Source organism: Massilia sp. (assembly GCF_032106685.1).
Taxonomy (GTDB): Bacteria; Pseudomonadota; Gammaproteobacteria; order Burkholderiales; family Burkholderiaceae_D; genus Telluria.
The window spans coordinates 29,488-45,550 of sequence record NZ_DAMCPG010000025.1 but is presented as its reverse complement, the minus strand read 5'-3'; the positions used below and the strand labels follow the sequence as shown (position 1 = coordinate 45,550).

At 69.1% G+C, this 16,063-nt stretch carries 13 protein-coding genes; 9 read left to right on the top strand and 4 right to left on the bottom strand.

What is annotated here, in order from left to right:
• Nucleotides 1-131 precede the first annotated feature (131 nt).
• The 4 genes from RT688_RS14650 to RT688_RS14635 all read left to right on the top strand — a co-directional run bounded on the left by RT688_RS14650 (nucleotide 132) and on the right by RT688_RS14635 (nucleotide 4,946).
• Nucleotides 132-2,129 (top strand): hypothetical protein, encoded by a 1,998-nt coding sequence (locus RT688_RS14650; RefSeq protein WP_313705590.1) that lies wholly within the window; start codon nucleotides 132-134, stop codon nucleotides 2,127-2,129.
• Between the two features lie 41 nt (nucleotides 2,130-2,170).
• Nucleotides 2,171-3,226: an amidohydrolase family protein gene (locus RT688_RS14645; protein ID WP_313705589.1), complete on the top strand. Its 1,056-nt coding sequence runs from the start codon at nucleotides 2,171-2,173 to the stop codon at nucleotides 3,224-3,226.
• 104 nt (nucleotides 3,227-3,330) lie between these two features.
• The gene (locus RT688_RS14640) at nucleotides 3,331-3,648 is read left to right on the top strand and encodes a thioredoxin family protein (RefSeq protein WP_313705588.1); all 318 of its coding nucleotides are present in this window, start codon (nucleotides 3,331-3,333) and stop codon (nucleotides 3,646-3,648) included.
• Nucleotides 3,645-4,946, top strand: a complete 1,302-nt coding sequence (locus RT688_RS14635; RefSeq protein WP_313705587.1) for an MFS transporter — start codon at nucleotides 3,645-3,647, stop codon at nucleotides 4,944-4,946. The genes RT688_RS14640 and RT688_RS14635 overlap by 4 nt, the downstream gene beginning before the upstream one ends.
• Nucleotides 4,947-5,076: 130 nt before the next feature.
• On the opposite strand, the gene RT688_RS14630 is transcribed toward RT688_RS14635, so the two are convergent.
• Complete coding sequence (locus RT688_RS14630; protein WP_313705586.1) at nucleotides 5,077-5,892, bottom strand: DUF481 domain-containing protein; 816 nt, start codon at nucleotides 5,890-5,892, stop codon at nucleotides 5,077-5,079.
• Between the two features lie 230 nt (nucleotides 5,893-6,122).
• A complete protein-coding gene (locus RT688_RS14625) occupies nucleotides 6,123-7,415 on the bottom strand; it encodes an NCS2 family permease (RefSeq protein WP_313705585.1) in 1,293 nt (430 codons plus the stop codon).
• A gap of 225 nt (nucleotides 7,416-7,640) precedes the next feature.
• On the opposite strand from RT688_RS14625, the gene RT688_RS14620 reads away from it, so the two are divergent.
• From RT688_RS14620 to RT688_RS14610, 3 genes are all read left to right on the top strand, one after another.
• Complete coding sequence (locus tag RT688_RS14620) at nucleotides 7,641-9,938, top strand: ATP-binding protein (protein ID WP_313705584.1); 2,298 nt, start codon at nucleotides 7,641-7,643, stop codon at nucleotides 9,936-9,938.
• A 68-nt stretch (nucleotides 9,939-10,006) separates the two neighbouring features.
• The gene (locus RT688_RS14615; RefSeq protein WP_313705583.1) at nucleotides 10,007-11,212 is read left to right on the top strand and encodes a hypothetical protein; all 1,206 of its coding nucleotides are present in this window, start codon (nucleotides 10,007-10,009) and stop codon (nucleotides 11,210-11,212) included.
• A 526-nt stretch (nucleotides 11,213-11,738) separates the two neighbouring features.
• The gene (locus RT688_RS14610) at nucleotides 11,739-12,911 is read left to right on the top strand and encodes a glycosyltransferase (RefSeq protein WP_313705582.1); all 1,173 of its coding nucleotides are present in this window, start codon (nucleotides 11,739-11,741) and stop codon (nucleotides 12,909-12,911) included.
• Nucleotides 12,912-12,993: 82 nt separating this feature from the next.
• On the opposite strand, the gene RT688_RS14605 is transcribed toward RT688_RS14610, so the two are convergent.
• Complete coding sequence (locus tag RT688_RS14605) at nucleotides 12,994-14,082, bottom strand: mechanosensitive ion channel family protein (protein ID WP_313705581.1); 1,089 nt, start codon at nucleotides 14,080-14,082, stop codon at nucleotides 12,994-12,996.
• 142 nt (nucleotides 14,083-14,224) lie between these two features.
• Here RT688_RS14605 and RT688_RS14600 point away from each other — a divergent pair, with 142 nt between their 5' ends.
• Nucleotides 14,225-14,650 (top strand): NUDIX domain-containing protein, encoded by a 426-nt coding sequence (locus RT688_RS14600; protein WP_313705580.1) that lies wholly within the window; start codon nucleotides 14,225-14,227, stop codon nucleotides 14,648-14,650.
• Between the two features lie 202 nt (nucleotides 14,651-14,852).
• On the top strand, nucleotides 14,853-15,689 hold the full coding sequence (locus tag RT688_RS14595) for a phytanoyl-CoA dioxygenase family protein (RefSeq protein WP_313705579.1): 837 nt from the start codon (nucleotides 14,853-14,855) through the stop codon (nucleotides 15,687-15,689).
• A 71-nt stretch (nucleotides 15,690-15,760) separates the two neighbouring features.
• On the opposite strand, the gene RT688_RS14590 is transcribed toward RT688_RS14595, so the two are convergent.
• The gene (locus RT688_RS14590) at nucleotides 15,761-16,009 is read right to left on the bottom strand and encodes a hypothetical protein (RefSeq protein WP_313705578.1); all 249 of its coding nucleotides are present in this window, start codon (nucleotides 16,007-16,009) and stop codon (nucleotides 15,761-15,763) included.
• Nucleotides 16,010-16,063 lie beyond the last annotated feature (54 nt).

Here is a 16,063-nt window from a genome sequence, read left to right as displayed (position 1 = left end):
CGGCATTCTCGAGCGAGATCCTTTCCAACCGGACTCGGCAGTAAGTTTGGCGTAAGACGCCGATCCGAGCATCGATGGGTCGCCTGCGCACCATTTTGGCGCATTCTGGCAACTCATCCGGGAGGCAAAACATGAAGATTCGCAAGGGGTACGGGCAGGAACGCCGCTTCGCGCGCAGCGCCCTGGCTGCCGCTGTCGGCGCGGCCCTGCTGGCCGGCTGCCAATGGCACGGCGGCGGCGTCGACCAGCTGAACAAGCTGCGCGGCGCGACGCGCGACCTGACGGTCGAGCTGCGCGAGGGCACCAACATGGCGGCCGCGCCGTCGCCCGACGGGCGCCGCATCGTGTTCTCGGCGCAGGGCGCGCTGTGGGTGATGCCGGCCCGGGGCGGACGCGCGGTGCGCATCACCGACTACCGGCTCGAACCCACCGCCCCGGTCTGGTCGCCCGACGGCAAGCGCATCGCCTTCCAAAACTACGCGCCGGAAGGGAATTACCACATCTGGACCATCTCGCCGGAAGGCGGCCATGCGACCGAACTCACCAGCGGCCCCTACGACGACCGCGAACCCGCCTGGCTGCCCGACGGCAGCGGCCTGGTGTTCTCGTCGGACCGCGGCGGCGACGGCCAGTACAAGATCTGGAGCGTGGCCCTGGGCGGCGCGGCGCCGGTGCAGCTGACCACGGGCCCGGGCGCCGAGAGCAACCCGGTGGTGTCCCCGGACGGCACGCGCCTGGCCTATGTCGACGGCGCCAACGTCGTGACCGCACCCATCGCCGGCGGCGCGCCGACCATCGTCGCGCCCGGCACCGCTCCGGCCTGGACCCCGGACGGCGCCGGCCTGGTCTACCAGAACGCGGCGCGCCAGCTGGTCGTCGGCGGCGCCCAGGTCACCACCGACGAGGACATCTTCCCGTTCCCGGTACGCTACCTGCCGGGCGGCCGCTTCCTGTACACCAGCGACGGCAAGATCCGCCTGCGCGATGCCGCCGGAGGCGAGCGGCGCGACGTCGATTTCCGCGCCGAGCTGAAATTGCGGCGGCCCGTGTTCAAGCATCCCAAGGACCGCGGCTTCGACAACCTCGACGTGCGGCCGGTCCGCGGCATCAGCGCGCCCGTGCTGTCGCCGGACGGGCGCAGCATCGCCTTCGTCGCGCTGAACGACGTCTGGACCATGCGCATCGGCGAGGAACCGGTTCGCCTGACCAACGACCCGGACCGCGACGCCAATCCACAGTGGACGAACGACGGCCGCGCGGTCTACTTTTCCTCGGAGCGCGGCAATGCCGGCCAGCTGGCGGTCGACCAGGTGGAACTCGGCAGCGGCATCCGCACCCGGCTGGCGGCGATCCCCGGGCGCTCGATGGTCACGCCGAAGCTCTCGCCGGACGGCGGGCGCATCGCCTACACCACGCTCTCGGGCCAGCTCGAGATCTGGGACCGCGCGACCGGCACGCCCCAGGTCATCCTGCCGTCGATCAGCACCCAGGTCAGCACGCCGCAATGGACGCCGGACGGCCAGCGCATCGTCCTGGTCGACAACGAGCGCATCAACAACCGCTTCCGCGAAGGCTACAACAAGCTGCGCGTGATCGACCTGGCGACCCGCAGCGGCACCTTCTACCCGGTCGCGCCGGCGCCGCGCCAGATCGCCGAGCGCGACGAGGGCGCGGCCGCGCTGTCGCCGGACGGGACCAAGGTGGCCTTCATCATGGATTCGCGCCTGCACGTGATGCCGCTCGGCCCCACCGGCGCGCCGACCGGGCCGGCGCGCCAGGTCAGCGACGACATGGCCGACCTGCCGACCTGGGGCGGCGACTCCCGGACCATCCTGTACAAGTCGGCCGAGCGGGCGCGCACCGTGCGCGACGACGGCAGCGGCATGCGCGAGGTGCCCGTGACCCTGGCCTGGCGCCAGCAGGTGCCGCAGGGCCGCACCCTGATCCATGCCGGCGCGCTGTGGGACGGCGTGGGCGCGACGCTGCGCCACGACGTCGACATCCTGGTCGAGGGCAACCGCATCGTCTCGGTGGCGCCGCACGCCACCCACGAGCCTGGCGTGCGCGTGATCGACGCCGGCAACCGGACCGTGATGCCGGGCCTGATCGAGACCACCTGCATCCGCTGACCCTGTACCAGGGCGGCCAGTTCGGGCAGATCGCCCAGCTGATGCTGGCCTACGGGATCACGACGGCGCAATCGGTCGCCGGCCCGCTGCACCAGAGCATCGAGATGCGCGAAGCCCTGGAAGCGGGCAACCTGGTCGGGCCGCGCCTGTTCGTCTCGCCGCCGCTGTGGGAGGGCAACCGCCTGTTCTACAGCTTCGCGCGCACCCTGCGCACGCCGGCCATCGCGCAGATCGAGATCGACAAGGCCAAGCGCATGGACGCCGACTTCCTGAAGAGCTATGTGCGGGCGCCGATCCCGGTGATGGAGCGCATCGCGCAAGGCGCGCTCGACCTGGGCGTGCCCAGCGGGACCCACCTGGTGCAGCCGGGCGCGGCCACCGGCCTGGCCGGCACCACCCACTTGTCGGCCACCCAGCGCATGGGCTACGGCTGGTCGAAGTCGTTTGTCCGCGCAATCACCTACCAGGACGCGGCCGATATCTACGGCAAGGGCGACTTCCACCTGATCGACACCTTGTTCTCGGCCGGCGCCCTGGCCGGCCTCGACCCGGGCATCGTCAGCGACCCGCGCTTCGTGCTGGTGCCGCCGAACTTCGTGTCCGGCCTGCGGAACGCCGCCCCGCCGACGGCCGCCCAGATCGCCACCATCGTCAACGACGCCACCCAGCAGGCGAAGGTGAGGGCGGCCGGCGCGCTGGTGGCGAACGGCACCGATTCGCCGCTGGTCGTGCCCGGCATCTCGCTGCACCTGAACATGCGCGGCGCGGCCCTGGTCCAGGGCAACCTGGCGGCGCTGCAGTCGGTCACCCGCGACGCCGCGAAGATGGCGTTCGTGGGCGAGGACCTGGGCACGGTCGAGCCGGGCAAGCTGGCCGACCTGCTCGTGGTGAACGGTAATCCGCTGGCCGACCTGCGCGCGGCCGCCGACATCCGCCTGGTGATCAAGAACGGCCGCGCGTTCACGATCGACGAGATCCTGGCGCCGGCGCGCACCCCAGGGCAGCTCGCCGCGCGCCGGCTCGCCCTCGAGGCCCAGGAAAAGCTGTGCCGCGACGAGCCGCATCACTGCGAGGAGGCCGGCGCGCATGCGCATTGACGAGGGGCTGCCCGCCATGCATGGCAGGTAGCGCCGGCAGTACTGGCTCCTCCATGGGTTTTTGAGGTACGCTTGTCGTATCGTTACCATGGAGGAGACTGCGTATGACCTATGAAACCACCCAGCCCGAACGCAGCGCCATCGACGCGACGCCGGGCGTCGTCGCGCTCGATTTCGGCACCAACTGGTGCGGCTATTGCCGCGCCGGCGAGCCGCTGATCGAGGCCGGGCTGCGCGACTACCCGCAGGCGCGCCACGTCAAGGTCGAGGATGGCCCCGGCCGCCCGCTCGGGCGCTCGTTCCGGATCAAGCTGTGGCCGACGGTGGTGGTGCTGAAGGACGGCGTCGAGGTGGCGCGCGTGACCCGCCCGGCCGATGCCGCCGAAGTCAAGGACGCATTGGCCAAGGCGGCCAATCCATGAGCGCGCCGAAGAACCGCGCGCGCACGGTCCTGTTCGCAAGCCTGATCGGCACCACGATCGAATTCTTCGACTTCTACATCTACGCCACCGCCGCGGTGCTGGTGTTCCCGAAGCTGTTCTTCCCGGCCGGGGACGCCTCCGCGGCGATGCTGCAATCCTTCGCGACCTTCGCGATCGCGTTTTTCGCGCGGCCGATCGGTTCGGCCGTGTTCGGCCACTTCGGCGACCGCATCGGTAGAAAAGCGACCCTGGTCGCGGCCCTGCTCACCATGGGCATCTCGACCATCGTGATCGGCATGCTGCCGACCTACGCCGCGATCGGCACCCTGGCGCCGCTGCTGCTGGCGCTGTGCCGCTTCGGCCAGGGCCTGGGCCTGGGCGGCGAGTGGGGCGGGGCGGTGCTGCTCGCCACCGAGAACGCGCCCCCGGGCAAGCGCGCCTGGTACGGCATGTTCCCGCAGCTGGGCGCGCCGATCGGCTTCTTCCTGTCCGGCGGCGTGTTCCTGCTGCTGACCCAGGCCCTGAGCGAAGAGCAGTTCTTCGCCTGGGGCTGGCGCATTCCCTTCCTGGCCAGCGCGGTGCTGGTCGCGGTCGGCCTCTACGTGCGCCTGAAGATCACCGAGACGCCGGACTTCCAGGCCGTCCTCGACCGCAACGAGCGCGTCAAGGTGCCGGTGGTCGCGGTGCTGCGCGAGCACCGCCGCGCCCTGGTGCTGGGCACCCTGATGGCGATGTCGACCTTCGTCCTGTTCTACCTGATGACGGTGTTCGCGCTGAGCTGGGGCACGACCCAGCTGGGCTTCTCGCGCACCGAGTTCCTGCTGATCCAGCTGGGCGCCGTGGTCTTCTTCGGCCTGACCATTCCGCCGTCGGCGCTGATCGCCGACCGCTACGGGCGGCGCGCGGCAATGATCGCGGTGACGGTGGCGATCACGGTCTTCGGCCTGCTGTTCGGGCAGCTGTTCGTGGCCGGCAGCACGATGCTGGTGGTGCTGTTCATGGTGCTGGGGCTGGGCCTGATGGGCCTGACCTACGGCCCGCTGGGCACGCTGCTGGCCGAGCTGTTCCCGCCGGCGGTGCGCTACACCGGCGCCTCGCTGACCTTCAACCTGGCCGGCATCCTGGGCGCCTCGCTGGCGCCCTACATCGCCACCAAGCTGGCGATGGAATACGGGATCGGTTCGGTGGGCATCTACCTGGCGGTGGCGGCGCTGCTCAGCCTGGTGGCGCTGCTGCTGACCAGCGGCGGCAGGACGACGGAGCAAGTACGGGAAAGCGTGGCGCAGGGCCGCGGCTGAACGAAGCTGTGCCGCCTGCCCGTAGGGTGGGCGGCTCGACCGAACAGATGCGTTCAGGCGGCGTGGATGCCGCCCACGCGTCCAGGCGACCGACGAACCGCCGCGATGGCGGGGACGATCGTGGAACCCGTCAGAACGAATAGACCAGCGTCAGCGAGGTCTGGGTATCGGTGTTCTTCTTGTCCGCCGGGACGTTGGTGTCGTTGCGGGCGCTGAAGGCGGCCTTCATCTGCATGGTGTCGTTGATCTTGGTGCTCAGCGAGGACTCGGCGATCGAGTGCACGTTCGAGGTGCCGCGCTCGACGCTGAGGGTCTGCACGAAGGCCGCCGAAGGGCTGACCTGCCAGCGGAAGCGCGCCGCGCCGCGCACGGTCACGCCGTTCTCGGTTTCGCCGTTATCGCGCTGGCCGGTGAAATAGCCAGGACCGATCTCGACGTCGAGGGCCGTGGTGTCGCTGTTGTAGAGCTGCGAACCGTGACCGACCGCGAACGAGCTGTAGCGGGTGTAGGCGCCGAACTTGTCGTTCACGTGTGAACCGAGCACGAAGGCGCGGCTGCCTTCCTTCATCAGCTTGTAGGCGGCCTTCGCCGACAACGCCCAGCGCTCGGCCGAGCGCTGGCGGTAGCGCTCGCCGTCGTCGTCGGTGATTTCGTCTTCCTTGAAGAAGCCGCTCACGATGTACTCGTTGCTCCAGTCGGCCGTTTCGTGGCGGGCGTCGATCTTGCCGGTCACCGAAGTGCCGGTGGTGTTGCCGGTGGTGGTGATCGCGCCCAGTTCGGCCGAGGTGAACCAGCTGCCTTCGGGAATCGTTTCAGGACGGGCGACGGACAGGCCGTCGTGGATGCTGCCGATGGTCGGCAGGTCGTCGGCGGCGCCGCCCGCGGCGGCGGCCATGCCAGGCGCCAGGGCCAGCACGGCCAGCGCGTACAACGGGATTGATTTCATAAGCATCGGGGCGATGCGGCCGGGCCCCACGGGCCAGGCCGGAACCGCCTGTCGTTCAATCGTTCATTTCGTTCGTGGAAACGAGCGCCGGTGCACGCTGCGCGGCAGTGGGGCTCGGCCCACATTGTATCCCAGAAGCAGCGCCGTACGCCGTTCCACGCGAACAGAAATCGTCATCCGCGGCGCCCGCGCGACTCGGCAGCGGGCGCATTTGTCGTTCCTTTACCGGTTCAGGTGCCGATGTGGACGATCTTGAAAATGAACAGGGCGGCGATGACCCAGATCACCGGCTTGACTTCGCGCGCGCGGCCGGTGGTGAGCTTCAGGGCCGCGTAGGTGATGAAGCCGAACGCGATGCCCTCGGCGATCGAGTAGGTGAACGGGATCACCAGCGCGGTGATGGCGGCCGGGATGCTTTCGGTGGTGTCGCCCCATTCGATGTCGCCGAGATCGCGCAGCATCAGGCAGGCCACGAACAGCAGCGCCGGCGCGGTGGCGTAGGCCGGCACCACGCCCGCCAGCGGAGCGATGAACAGGCAGGCCAGGAACAGCACGGCGACGGCCAGCGCGGTCAGGCCGGTGCGCCCGCCCGCCTGCACCCCGGCGGCGCTCTCGATGTAGGCGGTGGTGCTCGAGGTGCCCAGCGCGGCCCCCGCGACGATGGCGCCGCTGTCGGCCAGCAGGGCCTTGTTCAGCCTGGCCATCTTGCCTTCGACCAGCAGGCCGGCGCGGCTGGCCACGCCCATCAGGGTGCCGGTGGCGTCGAACAACTCGACCAGGAAGAACACCAGCACCACGTTCAGGATGCCGACCGACAGCGCGCCCGGGATGTCGAGCTTGAGGAAGGTCGGGTCGATCGAGGGCGGCGCCGAGAACACGCCCTTGAAGGTGTTCCCGCCGAAGAAGAAGGAGAGGATGGTGACGACGATGATGCCGATCAGGATCGCGCCGCGCACCTTCAGGCGGTCGAGGGTCACGATCAGCAGGAAGCCGACGATGGCCATGATCGCCTCCGGCTTGTGCAGGTCGCCGGCCTTGACCAGGGTCGGCTCGCTGCCGACCACGATGCCGGCGTTCTTCAGGGCGATCAAAGCCAGGAACATGCCCAGGCCGACCGTGATCGCTACCCGCAGCGAGTGCGGGATGCCGTTTACGATGGCGCCGCGCAGCCCCAGCACCGAGACCAGGATGAACAGGCAGCCCGAGATGAAGACCGCGCCCAGCGCGGCCGGCCAGGCCACGCCCATGCCCAGTACCACGGCGTAGGCGAAGTAGGCGTTCAGGCCCATGCCCGGCGCCATGCCGATCGGGTAGTTGGCATACAGGCCCATCACCGCGCTGCCGAGGGCGGCGACCAGGCAGGTGGCGACGAACACGGCTTCCTTCGGCATCCCGGCGTCGCCCAGGATCGACGGGTTGACGAAGATGATGTAGGCCATCGTCAGGAAGGTGGTGAAGCCGGCGAGCAGCTCGGTGCGCACGTCGGTGCCGCTCTCCTTGAGTTTGAAATAGTTGTCGAGCATTGTCGGCTGGGCTCCGGCGGTTGGGGCGCGGCGGTACCGCGCAAGGTGGGAATGGCGGAAGCATACACCGGCAAGGCATGTGTCGTCAGCAATGTTGCTGATAGGTTATCCGTTTTCCCGCCATCTCGGCTGTTGTAAATATTTCTTTCCTTGATTTATGTTGCAACGTTGGTATCATCGATTTGCTGGCCGTCATGTCGATGGCCGTCAACCTGTGAGCCCGAGATGCAAATCAAGGCCTACCTGTACCTGATGGCCGCGGCAATCCTGGTTCCGGTGATCCTGTTCGCCGGGCTGACGCTGCGCTTGCTCCAGCAATCCGAAACCGAACAGGCGCTTGCCGGGCTCGGCCAGGCGGCGCGCGGCGCGGCGCTGCTGGTCGAGGACGAGCTGGCCGACGCCGAAACCGCGCTGCGCGCGCTGGCGGCATCGCCGGCGCTGGCCAGCGGCGACCTGGCCGCCTTGCGCAGCGAGGCGCTGGCCGCCACCCGCGGCCCGGCCAGTTGGACCATTTTGATGGACGGGGACGGGCGGCAGCTCCTGAATACGCTGCTGCCGGCCGGCGTTGCCTTGCCGACCGAGCGCCAGCAGGGACTGGAGGTGCTGTTCGCCCAGCAGCGGGCGCTGGCCTCGGACCTGATGCCGGGCCGGATCAGCGGCCGCCTGATGACCTACGTCGCGCTGCCGGTCGTCATCGGCGAGCGCCGCTACGTGCTGGCCGAGGGCTTCAGCAACGAACACTTCCGCCGCCACCTGGGCTCGGCCGTGGCCGCCGACTGGCAAGTCGACCTGTTCGACCGCAAGGGCAACACGGTCTCGTCCAATCTCGGCGCGGTCGAGGTGGTCGGCCAGCCGGCCGCGCCGGACCTGCTGGCGGCCATGCGCGGCGCCGAGTCGGGCTTGCTCGGCCTGAAGCTGCGCCGCGGCGACGCGGCGCGCGCCGCCTTCCAGCGCGTCGGCAAGTCCGGCTGGACCGTGGTCGTCGCCGCGCCGCTGCGCGGACTGGCGGCCGGCAGCGGCCAGGCCAAGCGCCTCGCCGCCCTCGGCCTGGCGGCGGCGCTGGCCAGCGCGGCGGCGCTCTCGGCATGGTTCGGGCGCGTCTATGCGCGCTCGATGGCGCGCGCGATCGACACCGCGGTCGCCCTCGGCAGCGGCGCGGCGCCCGACCCGGGACGCTCGCGCATCGTCGAGATCGACCGCCTGCTGCAGGCGCTGCGCCAGGCCGGCGACCAGCTGCGGCGCGCCCAGGCCTTCCGCGAACAGACCGGCAACGAACGCCAGCACCTGCTCGAACGCGAGCAGAAGGCGCGCCAGATGGCCGAGGAAGAGAACCGCGCCAAGGACCAGTTCCTGGCCATGCTCGGCCACGAGCTGCGCAACCCGCTGGCGCCGATCGGCACCGCCGCCCAGCTGCTCAAGATGCCGGGCCTGGATCCGCACCGGGCGCGCTACGCCGGCGACGTGATCGGGCGCCAGATCGAGCACATGAACCGGCTGCTCAGCGACATGCTGGACGTCTCGCGCGTCACCCGCGGCCTGGTCACGCTGAACCTCGAGGACGTCGACCTGCGCAACGTGGTCGAACGCGCCGTCGAGCAGACCCGGCCGCTGATGGAGGAATGCCAGCACCGCCTCGAACTGAGCGTGCCCGCCCAGCCGGTGCTGGCGCGCGGCGACCAGACCCGCCTGACCCAGGTGGTGGCCAACCTGCTGACCAATTCCGCCAAATATACCCCGCCGCACGGCCACATCCAGCTGGTGCTCAGCGCGGCCGGCAGCGAGGCCCAGCTGCAGGTCGCCGACGACGGCGAGGGCATCGGGGCCGAGCTGCTGCCGCGCGTGTTCGACCTGTTCTCGCAGGGCGAGCGCAAGGCCGACCGCCCCCAGGGCGGGCTGGGCCTGGGTCTGGCCCTGGTGCGCAGCCTGGTGCACCACCACGGCGGCAGCGTCGAGGCCAGCAGCCCGGGGCGCGGCGGCGGCAGCATCTTCACCGTGCGCCTGCCGCTGAAGCAGGAACTGCCGGCACTGAGCGGCGCGGGGGTGTCGCCCGTGCGCGCGCCGGACGCGGCCCCGACCAGTTTGCGCGTCATGCTGGTCGACGACAACATCGACGCCGCCGTCAGCCTCTCGCTGCTGCTCGAGGCCGCCGGCGACCACCTGGTCTCGACCTATTACGACGCCGCCAGCGCGCTTGAATGGGCCGCCTTCGAGCGCCCCGACGTCTTCATCCTCGACATCGGCCTGCCCGACATGAACGGCTACGAGCTGGCGCGCCGCCTGCGCGCCCTGCCGCAGTTCGCGCAGACCACGCTGATCGCGCTGACCGGCTACGGCCAGCTGCAGGACAAGGTGAGGGCGCGCGAGGCCGGCTTCGACCTGCACATCGCCAAGCCGGCCGAGCCCGACGAGATCCTGTCCGCACTGGCGCGCGTGCGGGTGGGCGACATGCGGGTAGCCGACATGCGGGTAACCGACATGCGGGTAACCGAGGCACGGGTGGCCGATTCCGAGCGCGCCGGCTGACAGGAAACGCTGCGGCCAGGGGCGCCGATTTGCTAACATGGCGCCTTCATCATTCAGGATAGACGTCCATGCCGAAAAATAAAAAGCCCGCCCCGCGCAAGGCCGCGGCGCCCGCCGAACCCGATACCGACGCGCTGGCCCAGGCGCTGGCCGACCTCGCGCTCGAGGTGGCCGAGGGCGAGGAGGGCGATCCGGAACTGGCAGCCGCGCGCGAGGAAGAGCTGGTGGTCGCGCTGCGCAAGGCCCTGCGCCGCAAGCGCGACGAAGTGCTGTACGGCGCCATCGAGATCGCGCGCTTCACCGATCCCCAGGCCTGCCGCCTGCTCAAGGCCCACATCGGCGAGCAGGCCGCCACGCTGCACATCCGCCGCGAAGGCGAGCCGGAACGCGAGATCGACGCCTTCCTGATCCCGCTCTTCGTGCGCAGCACCGGCGGCCTGGTGGCCGGAGAAACCTTTGCCGACGACGCCGCCTACGAGGAACTGGCGGCCAGCTTCGTCGCCGCCGACCTCGACAGCAAGGACGCGAAGGTCGCCCTGGTGCGCCATGCCTACGACCTGGCCGAGATCGACCACGTTTCCTTCAGCACCCTGCAGGAACTGCTGCGCGAGGCGGCCGCCAGCCTGGCGAGCAAGAAACCGGTGCCGGCGCCGCAGCTCGAGGCGAGCATCCGCGGCTGGACCGGCGAGCGCGTCGCGCCCGACGAGGCGGCGATGGAACTGCGTTTCCTGCTCGGCTTCTCGATGAAGCGCGCCGACGACCCCTTCTACCGGGTGCCGCGCGACGAGGTCGGCGCCGACGTCTATTTCGCCGACCGCATGCGGCGCTACCGTGCCTGGACCGAACGCGTGGACCCGCTGGTGCGGCGCTGCCTGGCGGCCGACCCGGAACGGCTGTCGGTGAATTTCCTGTACCAGGACCTGTTCTACGGCGCCAAGGAGGAGGGCGTGGCCGAACTGGCCATGCTCGGCCTGCTCTCGGAGATCAAGGGCCTGCTGGCAGCCAAGGAACTCGAGGCCGACGCCGTGCGCGCCGTGGTCGCGCCGCTCGACGGCGGCGAGCACATCGTGCTGCGCGTGAACCTGTACGCCCTCGACGGCGGACCGCCCTGGGGCGGCGTCAGCCGTCCGGTCGACCTGGCGGCCGACCTCGGGGCCGAGGTCGACGAACTGTGCGACGCCCTGGCCACCCTCGGCATCGACGATATCTCGACCGCCGACGGCTTCAGCGAGGATGGCCATCCCGAAGGCGCCCAGCCTTACCAGCCCGGCTGAGCCGTTATTTTCCCGTAAGCGCGCTCCGGGGGAACCGAGATCTCCCGGTGCACGCCTCCCGCGAGGCGCGCCTGCTGCGCCGCAGCAAAGATGGCTCCGGATTGCCTCGCCGGCGCCTGCTTCCGCGGCTGTTTTCCCTTCCGCCATGCCTACATCCTGCGCGCCGTGCCCAATGCGCGGCGGCGCCCGCTGGAAAAGCGCATCGACAGCAGTTCGCAAGGACGCGCACACTTGCGCTCCGCTTCAGTATCGATGAGTTTTCGTAGTTGTTTTTCTTGTATGTAGGTAGGAGTTCACCTACAGATGAGGCAACGCAACACCGGCCTCTCCTATGACAGCGGACTTGTCGGCGGCATAAGAATGTTTCCCGATGGGAATGTTGCGATGCATAAATGAAAATAATGCCAATTTTGCATGTTACGATTGCATGGTCCGGCGTCGACGAAAGGGCCGCAGCGCACAGCGCCAGCCCTGGTCCGCCGACCCAAGATCAACTAGAACGCCTGTGAGGCGAAAGGAAATCAACATGCCGACCCTGATCGTGTTTTGCCACCTGCGCTGGGATTTCGTGTTTCAGCGTCCCCAGCACCTGATGACGCGTCTGGCGGAACACTATGACATCCTCATCGTCGAGGAGCCGGTGCATACCGAAGGGCAGGCACACCTGAAGAAGACGGCCGTCGCGCCGAACATCACGGTGTGCCAGCCGCATACCAATGTCCCGCACTACGGTTTCCATGACGACCAGATCCCGGTCCTGCAAGGCCTGCTGGCCGACCTGGTCCCGGAAGACGAGCGTCCGGTGGTGTGGTTCTACACCCCGATGGCGCTGCCGCTGCTGCAGGGCTTCAATCCCGCGCTCGTGGTCTACGACTGCATGGACGAACTGGCCGCCTTCAAGAATCCGCCGAAGCAGCTGCTGCAGCGCGAGTCGGCGCTGCTGAACATCGCCGACCTGGTCTTCACCGGCGGCCCCAGCCTGTACGAAGCCAAGAAGAACCGCCACGCCAACGCCCACTGCTTCTCGAGCAGCGTCGACGCCGCCCACTTCCGCCAGGCGCAGAATACCGCGATCTCGCATCCGGAACAGGCCAATATCCCGTATCCGCGCCTGGGCTTCTACGGCGTGATCGACGAGCGCTTCGACACCGAACTGGTGCGCCGCATGGCCGAAGCCCATCCCGAGTGGCAGATCGTGCTGGTCGGCCCGGTGGTGAAGATCGACCCGGCCGAGCTGCCGCGCGCCGCCAACGTCCACTACATGGGCCAGCGCACCTACCAGGAGCTGCCGCAGTTCCTGGCCGGCTGGGACGTCTGCCTGCTGCCGTTCGCGATGAACGAGTCGACCAAGTTCATCAGCCCGACCAAGGTGCTGGAGTACATGGCCGCCGAGCTGCCGAGCGTGAGCACTCCGATCACCGATGTCAAGGTACCCTATGGCGACGTGGTCGCCATCGCCGAGACCCCGGAAGAATACATCGCCGCCTGCGGGCGCATGCTGGCCCTGGGCGCCGACGAGAAGGCCGCGCTGGCCCAGCGCATGCGCGAGATCGTCGCCAACACTTCCTGGGACAAGACCGCGGCCCGCATGCACGAGCTGATCAGCACCACCGTGCCGGGCAACAAGGCCAAGCCGGCGCCGGCCGCCGACGCCGTGATCCCGGCCCGCAAGGAGCCGCTGCCGGTGCAGGCCGCGTAAGCGACCGCCCCTTCGGCAAAGCCCGCCCGGCCCATGGCCCGGCGGGCTTTTTCGTTGAAGCGTGGAGCGCAGGGTGGCCGGATCAGTGCCGGAACGAGGCCGGCGGCGCCACCGCGGCCGGGTCCGGCAATGCGGCGCCGTCCAGGTCGGCCAGGCGCACGATCGACAGCGGATGCGCGAAACGGATGTCTTCGCATTCGAAGCGGCGGTAGATCCCGAGCAGGATGGCCTGCTGGGTATCCATGTGCCTGATGTAGTCGGGGCTCTGGAAGTGGTAGACCACTTCGAAGTTGAGCGACCATTCGCCGTAGTTGAAGAAGTGGGCGCGTTCGAAGGCGGCGTCCGGCTCGGCATCGATCACCTCGCGGATCAGCACCGGAATGCGGGCCAGTTGCTGCTCGCTGCTGCCGTAGGCCACGCGCAGCACGAAGGCGAAGCGCCGCGTCGCCATCCGCTTGTGGTTGTGGATGCGGCTCTTGAGCAAGTCGCCGTTCGAGAAGATCACCTGCTCGCCGCCGAGGCCGCGCAGGCGCGTGGTCTTCAGGCCGATGTGCTCGACCGAGCCGAGGACGTCGCCGACGATGATGAAGTCGCCGATCTCGAAGGGCTTGTCGAGCATGATCGAGAGCGAGGCGAACAGGTCGCCGAGGATGTTCTGCACCGCCAGCGCCACCGCGATGCCGCCGATGCCCAGGCTGGCCACCAGCGCCGTGATGTTGAAGCCAAAGTTGTCGAGCACCATCAGGAAGGCGATCACCCACAGCGCCAGGCGCAGCAGGAAGCAGACGATGGTGCGCGAGGACTTGCGCGGGTTGTCGCCGTTGGCGAGGTAGCGGTCGCGCCAGGCGCGCAGCAGGGTGTCGCCCCAGATCGCGAGCTGCAGGATGATCGCCGCGATCGCCACCCGCGACACCACCAGGCGCTGCCGGTCGCTGAGATCGAGCACGAGCGAGCCCAGGTAGCTCGATACCGCCAGCATGCCGGCGATGTAGGTCTTGCGCAGCATCTTGGCGACGAGGTCGTCGGCCACCGTCTCGGTGCGGCGCGAGAGGACCTGCATCTTGTGCAGCACGAAGCGGCGCAGCCAGTGCAGCCCCAGGGTGATGCCGAGGGTGAGGGCGACGGCGATCGCCCAGCTTTCGAGGTCGTTGTCGAGGAAGGTGAAATCCATTGAGGCTCCGGAGCACCGCAGGCTGAGGCAAACCCCTAGTGTGCGGTCCCTCCGGGACCGAGCGCGCACAATTGACATCTGGAACCACGAGGCATACATTGCGATCTTTGCAATCCAACCTTCTCCACCAGGTACGAGCCCGATGAGCAAGTTCAGCGTTTCCTGCGGCACCCTGGTGCTGGACGGCGACGGGCGCCTGCTGCTGGGCCACGTCACCGGCACCGCAGCCTGGGACATCCCGAAGGGCATGCAGGACCCCGGCGAGACCCCGTTACAGGCCGCCATGCGCGAGCTGCGCGAGGAGGCCGGCCTGGTCTTCGTCCCGGAGCGGTTCGCCGACCTCGGACAGCTTCCCTACCGGCGCGACAAGCGCCTGCACCTGTTCCGGGTCGAGGCCGGCGCAGAACTGGGCGACCTCGGCCAGCTGGTGTGCACCAGCTACTTTCCCCACCACGCGACCGGCAAGCCGACGCCCGAGATGGACGGGTTCCGCTGGGCCGCGCGCGCGCAGCTGAGCCAGCTGTGCTGGCCGCGCATGGCCAGCCTGCTGCTGACGCTGGCGTGGTAGCGGCGCTGCCGCCGCATATCCCGACGACAACCACGGCCGCGCCGGCTGTCGGATTGTTTCCACAGGCGAAGCAATCACGACCGGCCAGCCATCGCGAGGGCGATTTTTTCGGAGTAGCATGGCAAGGCGCAGGCGCCGCCAGCACGGCGATGCCGCGGCAACGCGAACGAGATTCCCGCAAGAGAGACCCGAGGAGACAGCAATGCAAGACGCAGCACACAGCGCCGACCCGTACGACGTGGCCACCATCATGGGCAGCCTCTACGGCGACGGCATCATCGCCTGCAAGGGCGCCTTCGACCGGGCCTGGGTGGCGCGCCTGGGCCAGGACATCGACGTCCTGTTCGAGGAGGCCCGGCGCCAGCCGGGCGGGGCGCTGGAGCGCGGCCCCAGCCGCTACTACGTCGAGGTGCATCCGGAACGCATCTCGGGCTTCGCCGACATCATCGGCCACCCCTGGGTGGTGGCGGTGTGCCGCGCGGTGCTGGGGCCGGAGTACCGCGTGGTCGAGGCCGGCTTCGACATTCCCGGTCCCGGCGCGCTGCACCAGCCCTGGCACCGCGACTTCGCGTCGCCGCCCGAGACCCTGGTCGGCCGGCGCCTGAACTCGCTCGCCTTCAACATCACCACGGTCGACGTGGACGAGGACATGGGGCCGTTCGAGATCGCACCGGGCACCCAGTGGGACGACCTGGGCGCGGGTGACCCGATGTTCCCGCCGCGCGAGACCTGGGCCAGGTACGAGGCGCGCGCCCAGCGCAAGCTGCCGCGCATGGGCGACATCTCGGCGCGCTCGGCGCTGACCATCCACCGCGGCACGGCGAACGTCTCGAACCGCCCGCGGCCGGTGTTCGTGCTCGGCGTCGACGCGCCCGACGCGCGCAACGCCGACAAGCACGACCTGCAGCTGACCCGGGCCTACTACGACAGCCTGGCGCCGGAACTGCGCCGCCACATCACCTGCCGCGTGGTCGACAGGCTGGAGCCGATCGTGCAGGCGCACACCATCGAGGGCCTGCGCATGGGACTGACGATGTAGCGGCATGAAAAAGCCTGCGCGGCACGCGGCGGCGCAGGCTTCGGGGCAGGGCGGGCCTGGCGCCCAGGCTCTCAGGGCTTGCCCTTGGCCTCGCTTTCCGGTTCGGTGCTGACCGTGTCCGGCAGCGATTCGGTGATGCTGCCGGCCTGGCCGACGCGGCGCGCATCGTCGGACTGCATGTCGAGGTTGACTTCCTCGGCCACTTCGAAGCGGCCGTCCTCGACGCCTTCCTCGCCCGGCAGGAGGTTTTCCGAGCGGTTCAGTTCGTCGGTCTTCGACTGCTTGTCCTGGGGCTGGTTTTGCTGTTGTGGCGTGGTCATGGTTTCCTCCGTAAGCACATTGGGATCATGACTTCATTATGGCCGGGAGCCGCC

Bases quoted from the DNA above. Each gene is read 5' to 3' on its own strand.
- RT688_RS14600 (WP_313705580.1), top strand. From the start codon at position 14,225: ATGAGCAAGTTCAGCGTTTCCTGCGGCACCCTGGTGCTGGACGGCGAC.
- RT688_RS14635 (WP_313705587.1), top strand. From the start codon at position 3,645: ATGAGCGCGCCGAAGAACCGCGCGCGCACGGTCCTGTTCGCAAGCCTG.
- RT688_RS14650 (WP_313705590.1), top strand. From the start codon at position 132: ATGAAGATTCGCAAGGGGTACGGGCAGGAACGCCGCTTCGCGCGCAGC.
- RT688_RS14625 (WP_313705585.1), bottom strand. From the start codon at position 7,415: ATGCTCGACAACTATTTCAAACTCAAGGAGAGCGGCACCGACGTGCGC.
- RT688_RS14620 (WP_313705584.1), top strand. From the start codon at position 7,641: ATGCAAATCAAGGCCTACCTGTACCTGATGGCCGCGGCAATCCTGGTT.
- RT688_RS14610 (WP_313705582.1), top strand. From the start codon at position 11,739: ATGCCGACCCTGATCGTGTTTTGCCACCTGCGCTGGGATTTCGTGTTT.
- RT688_RS14630 (WP_313705586.1), bottom strand. From the start codon at position 5,892: ATGAAATCAATCCCGTTGTACGCGCTGGCCGTGCTGGCCCTGGCGCCT.
- RT688_RS14595 (WP_313705579.1), top strand. From the start codon at position 14,853: ATGCAAGACGCAGCACACAGCGCCGACCCGTACGACGTGGCCACCATC.
- RT688_RS14605 (WP_313705581.1), bottom strand. From the start codon at position 14,082: ATGGATTTCACCTTCCTCGACAACGACCTCGAAAGCTGGGCGATCGCC.
- RT688_RS14645 (WP_313705589.1), top strand. From the start codon at position 2,171: ATGCTGGCCTACGGGATCACGACGGCGCAATCGGTCGCCGGCCCGCTG.
- RT688_RS14590 (WP_313705578.1), bottom strand. From the start codon at position 16,009: ATGACCACGCCACAACAGCAAAACCAGCCCCAGGACAAGCAGTCGAAG.
- RT688_RS14640 (WP_313705588.1), top strand. From the start codon at position 3,331: ATGACCTATGAAACCACCCAGCCCGAACGCAGCGCCATCGACGCGACG.
- RT688_RS14615 (WP_313705583.1), top strand. From the start codon at position 10,007: ATGCCGAAAAATAAAAAGCCCGCCCCGCGCAAGGCCGCGGCGCCCGCC.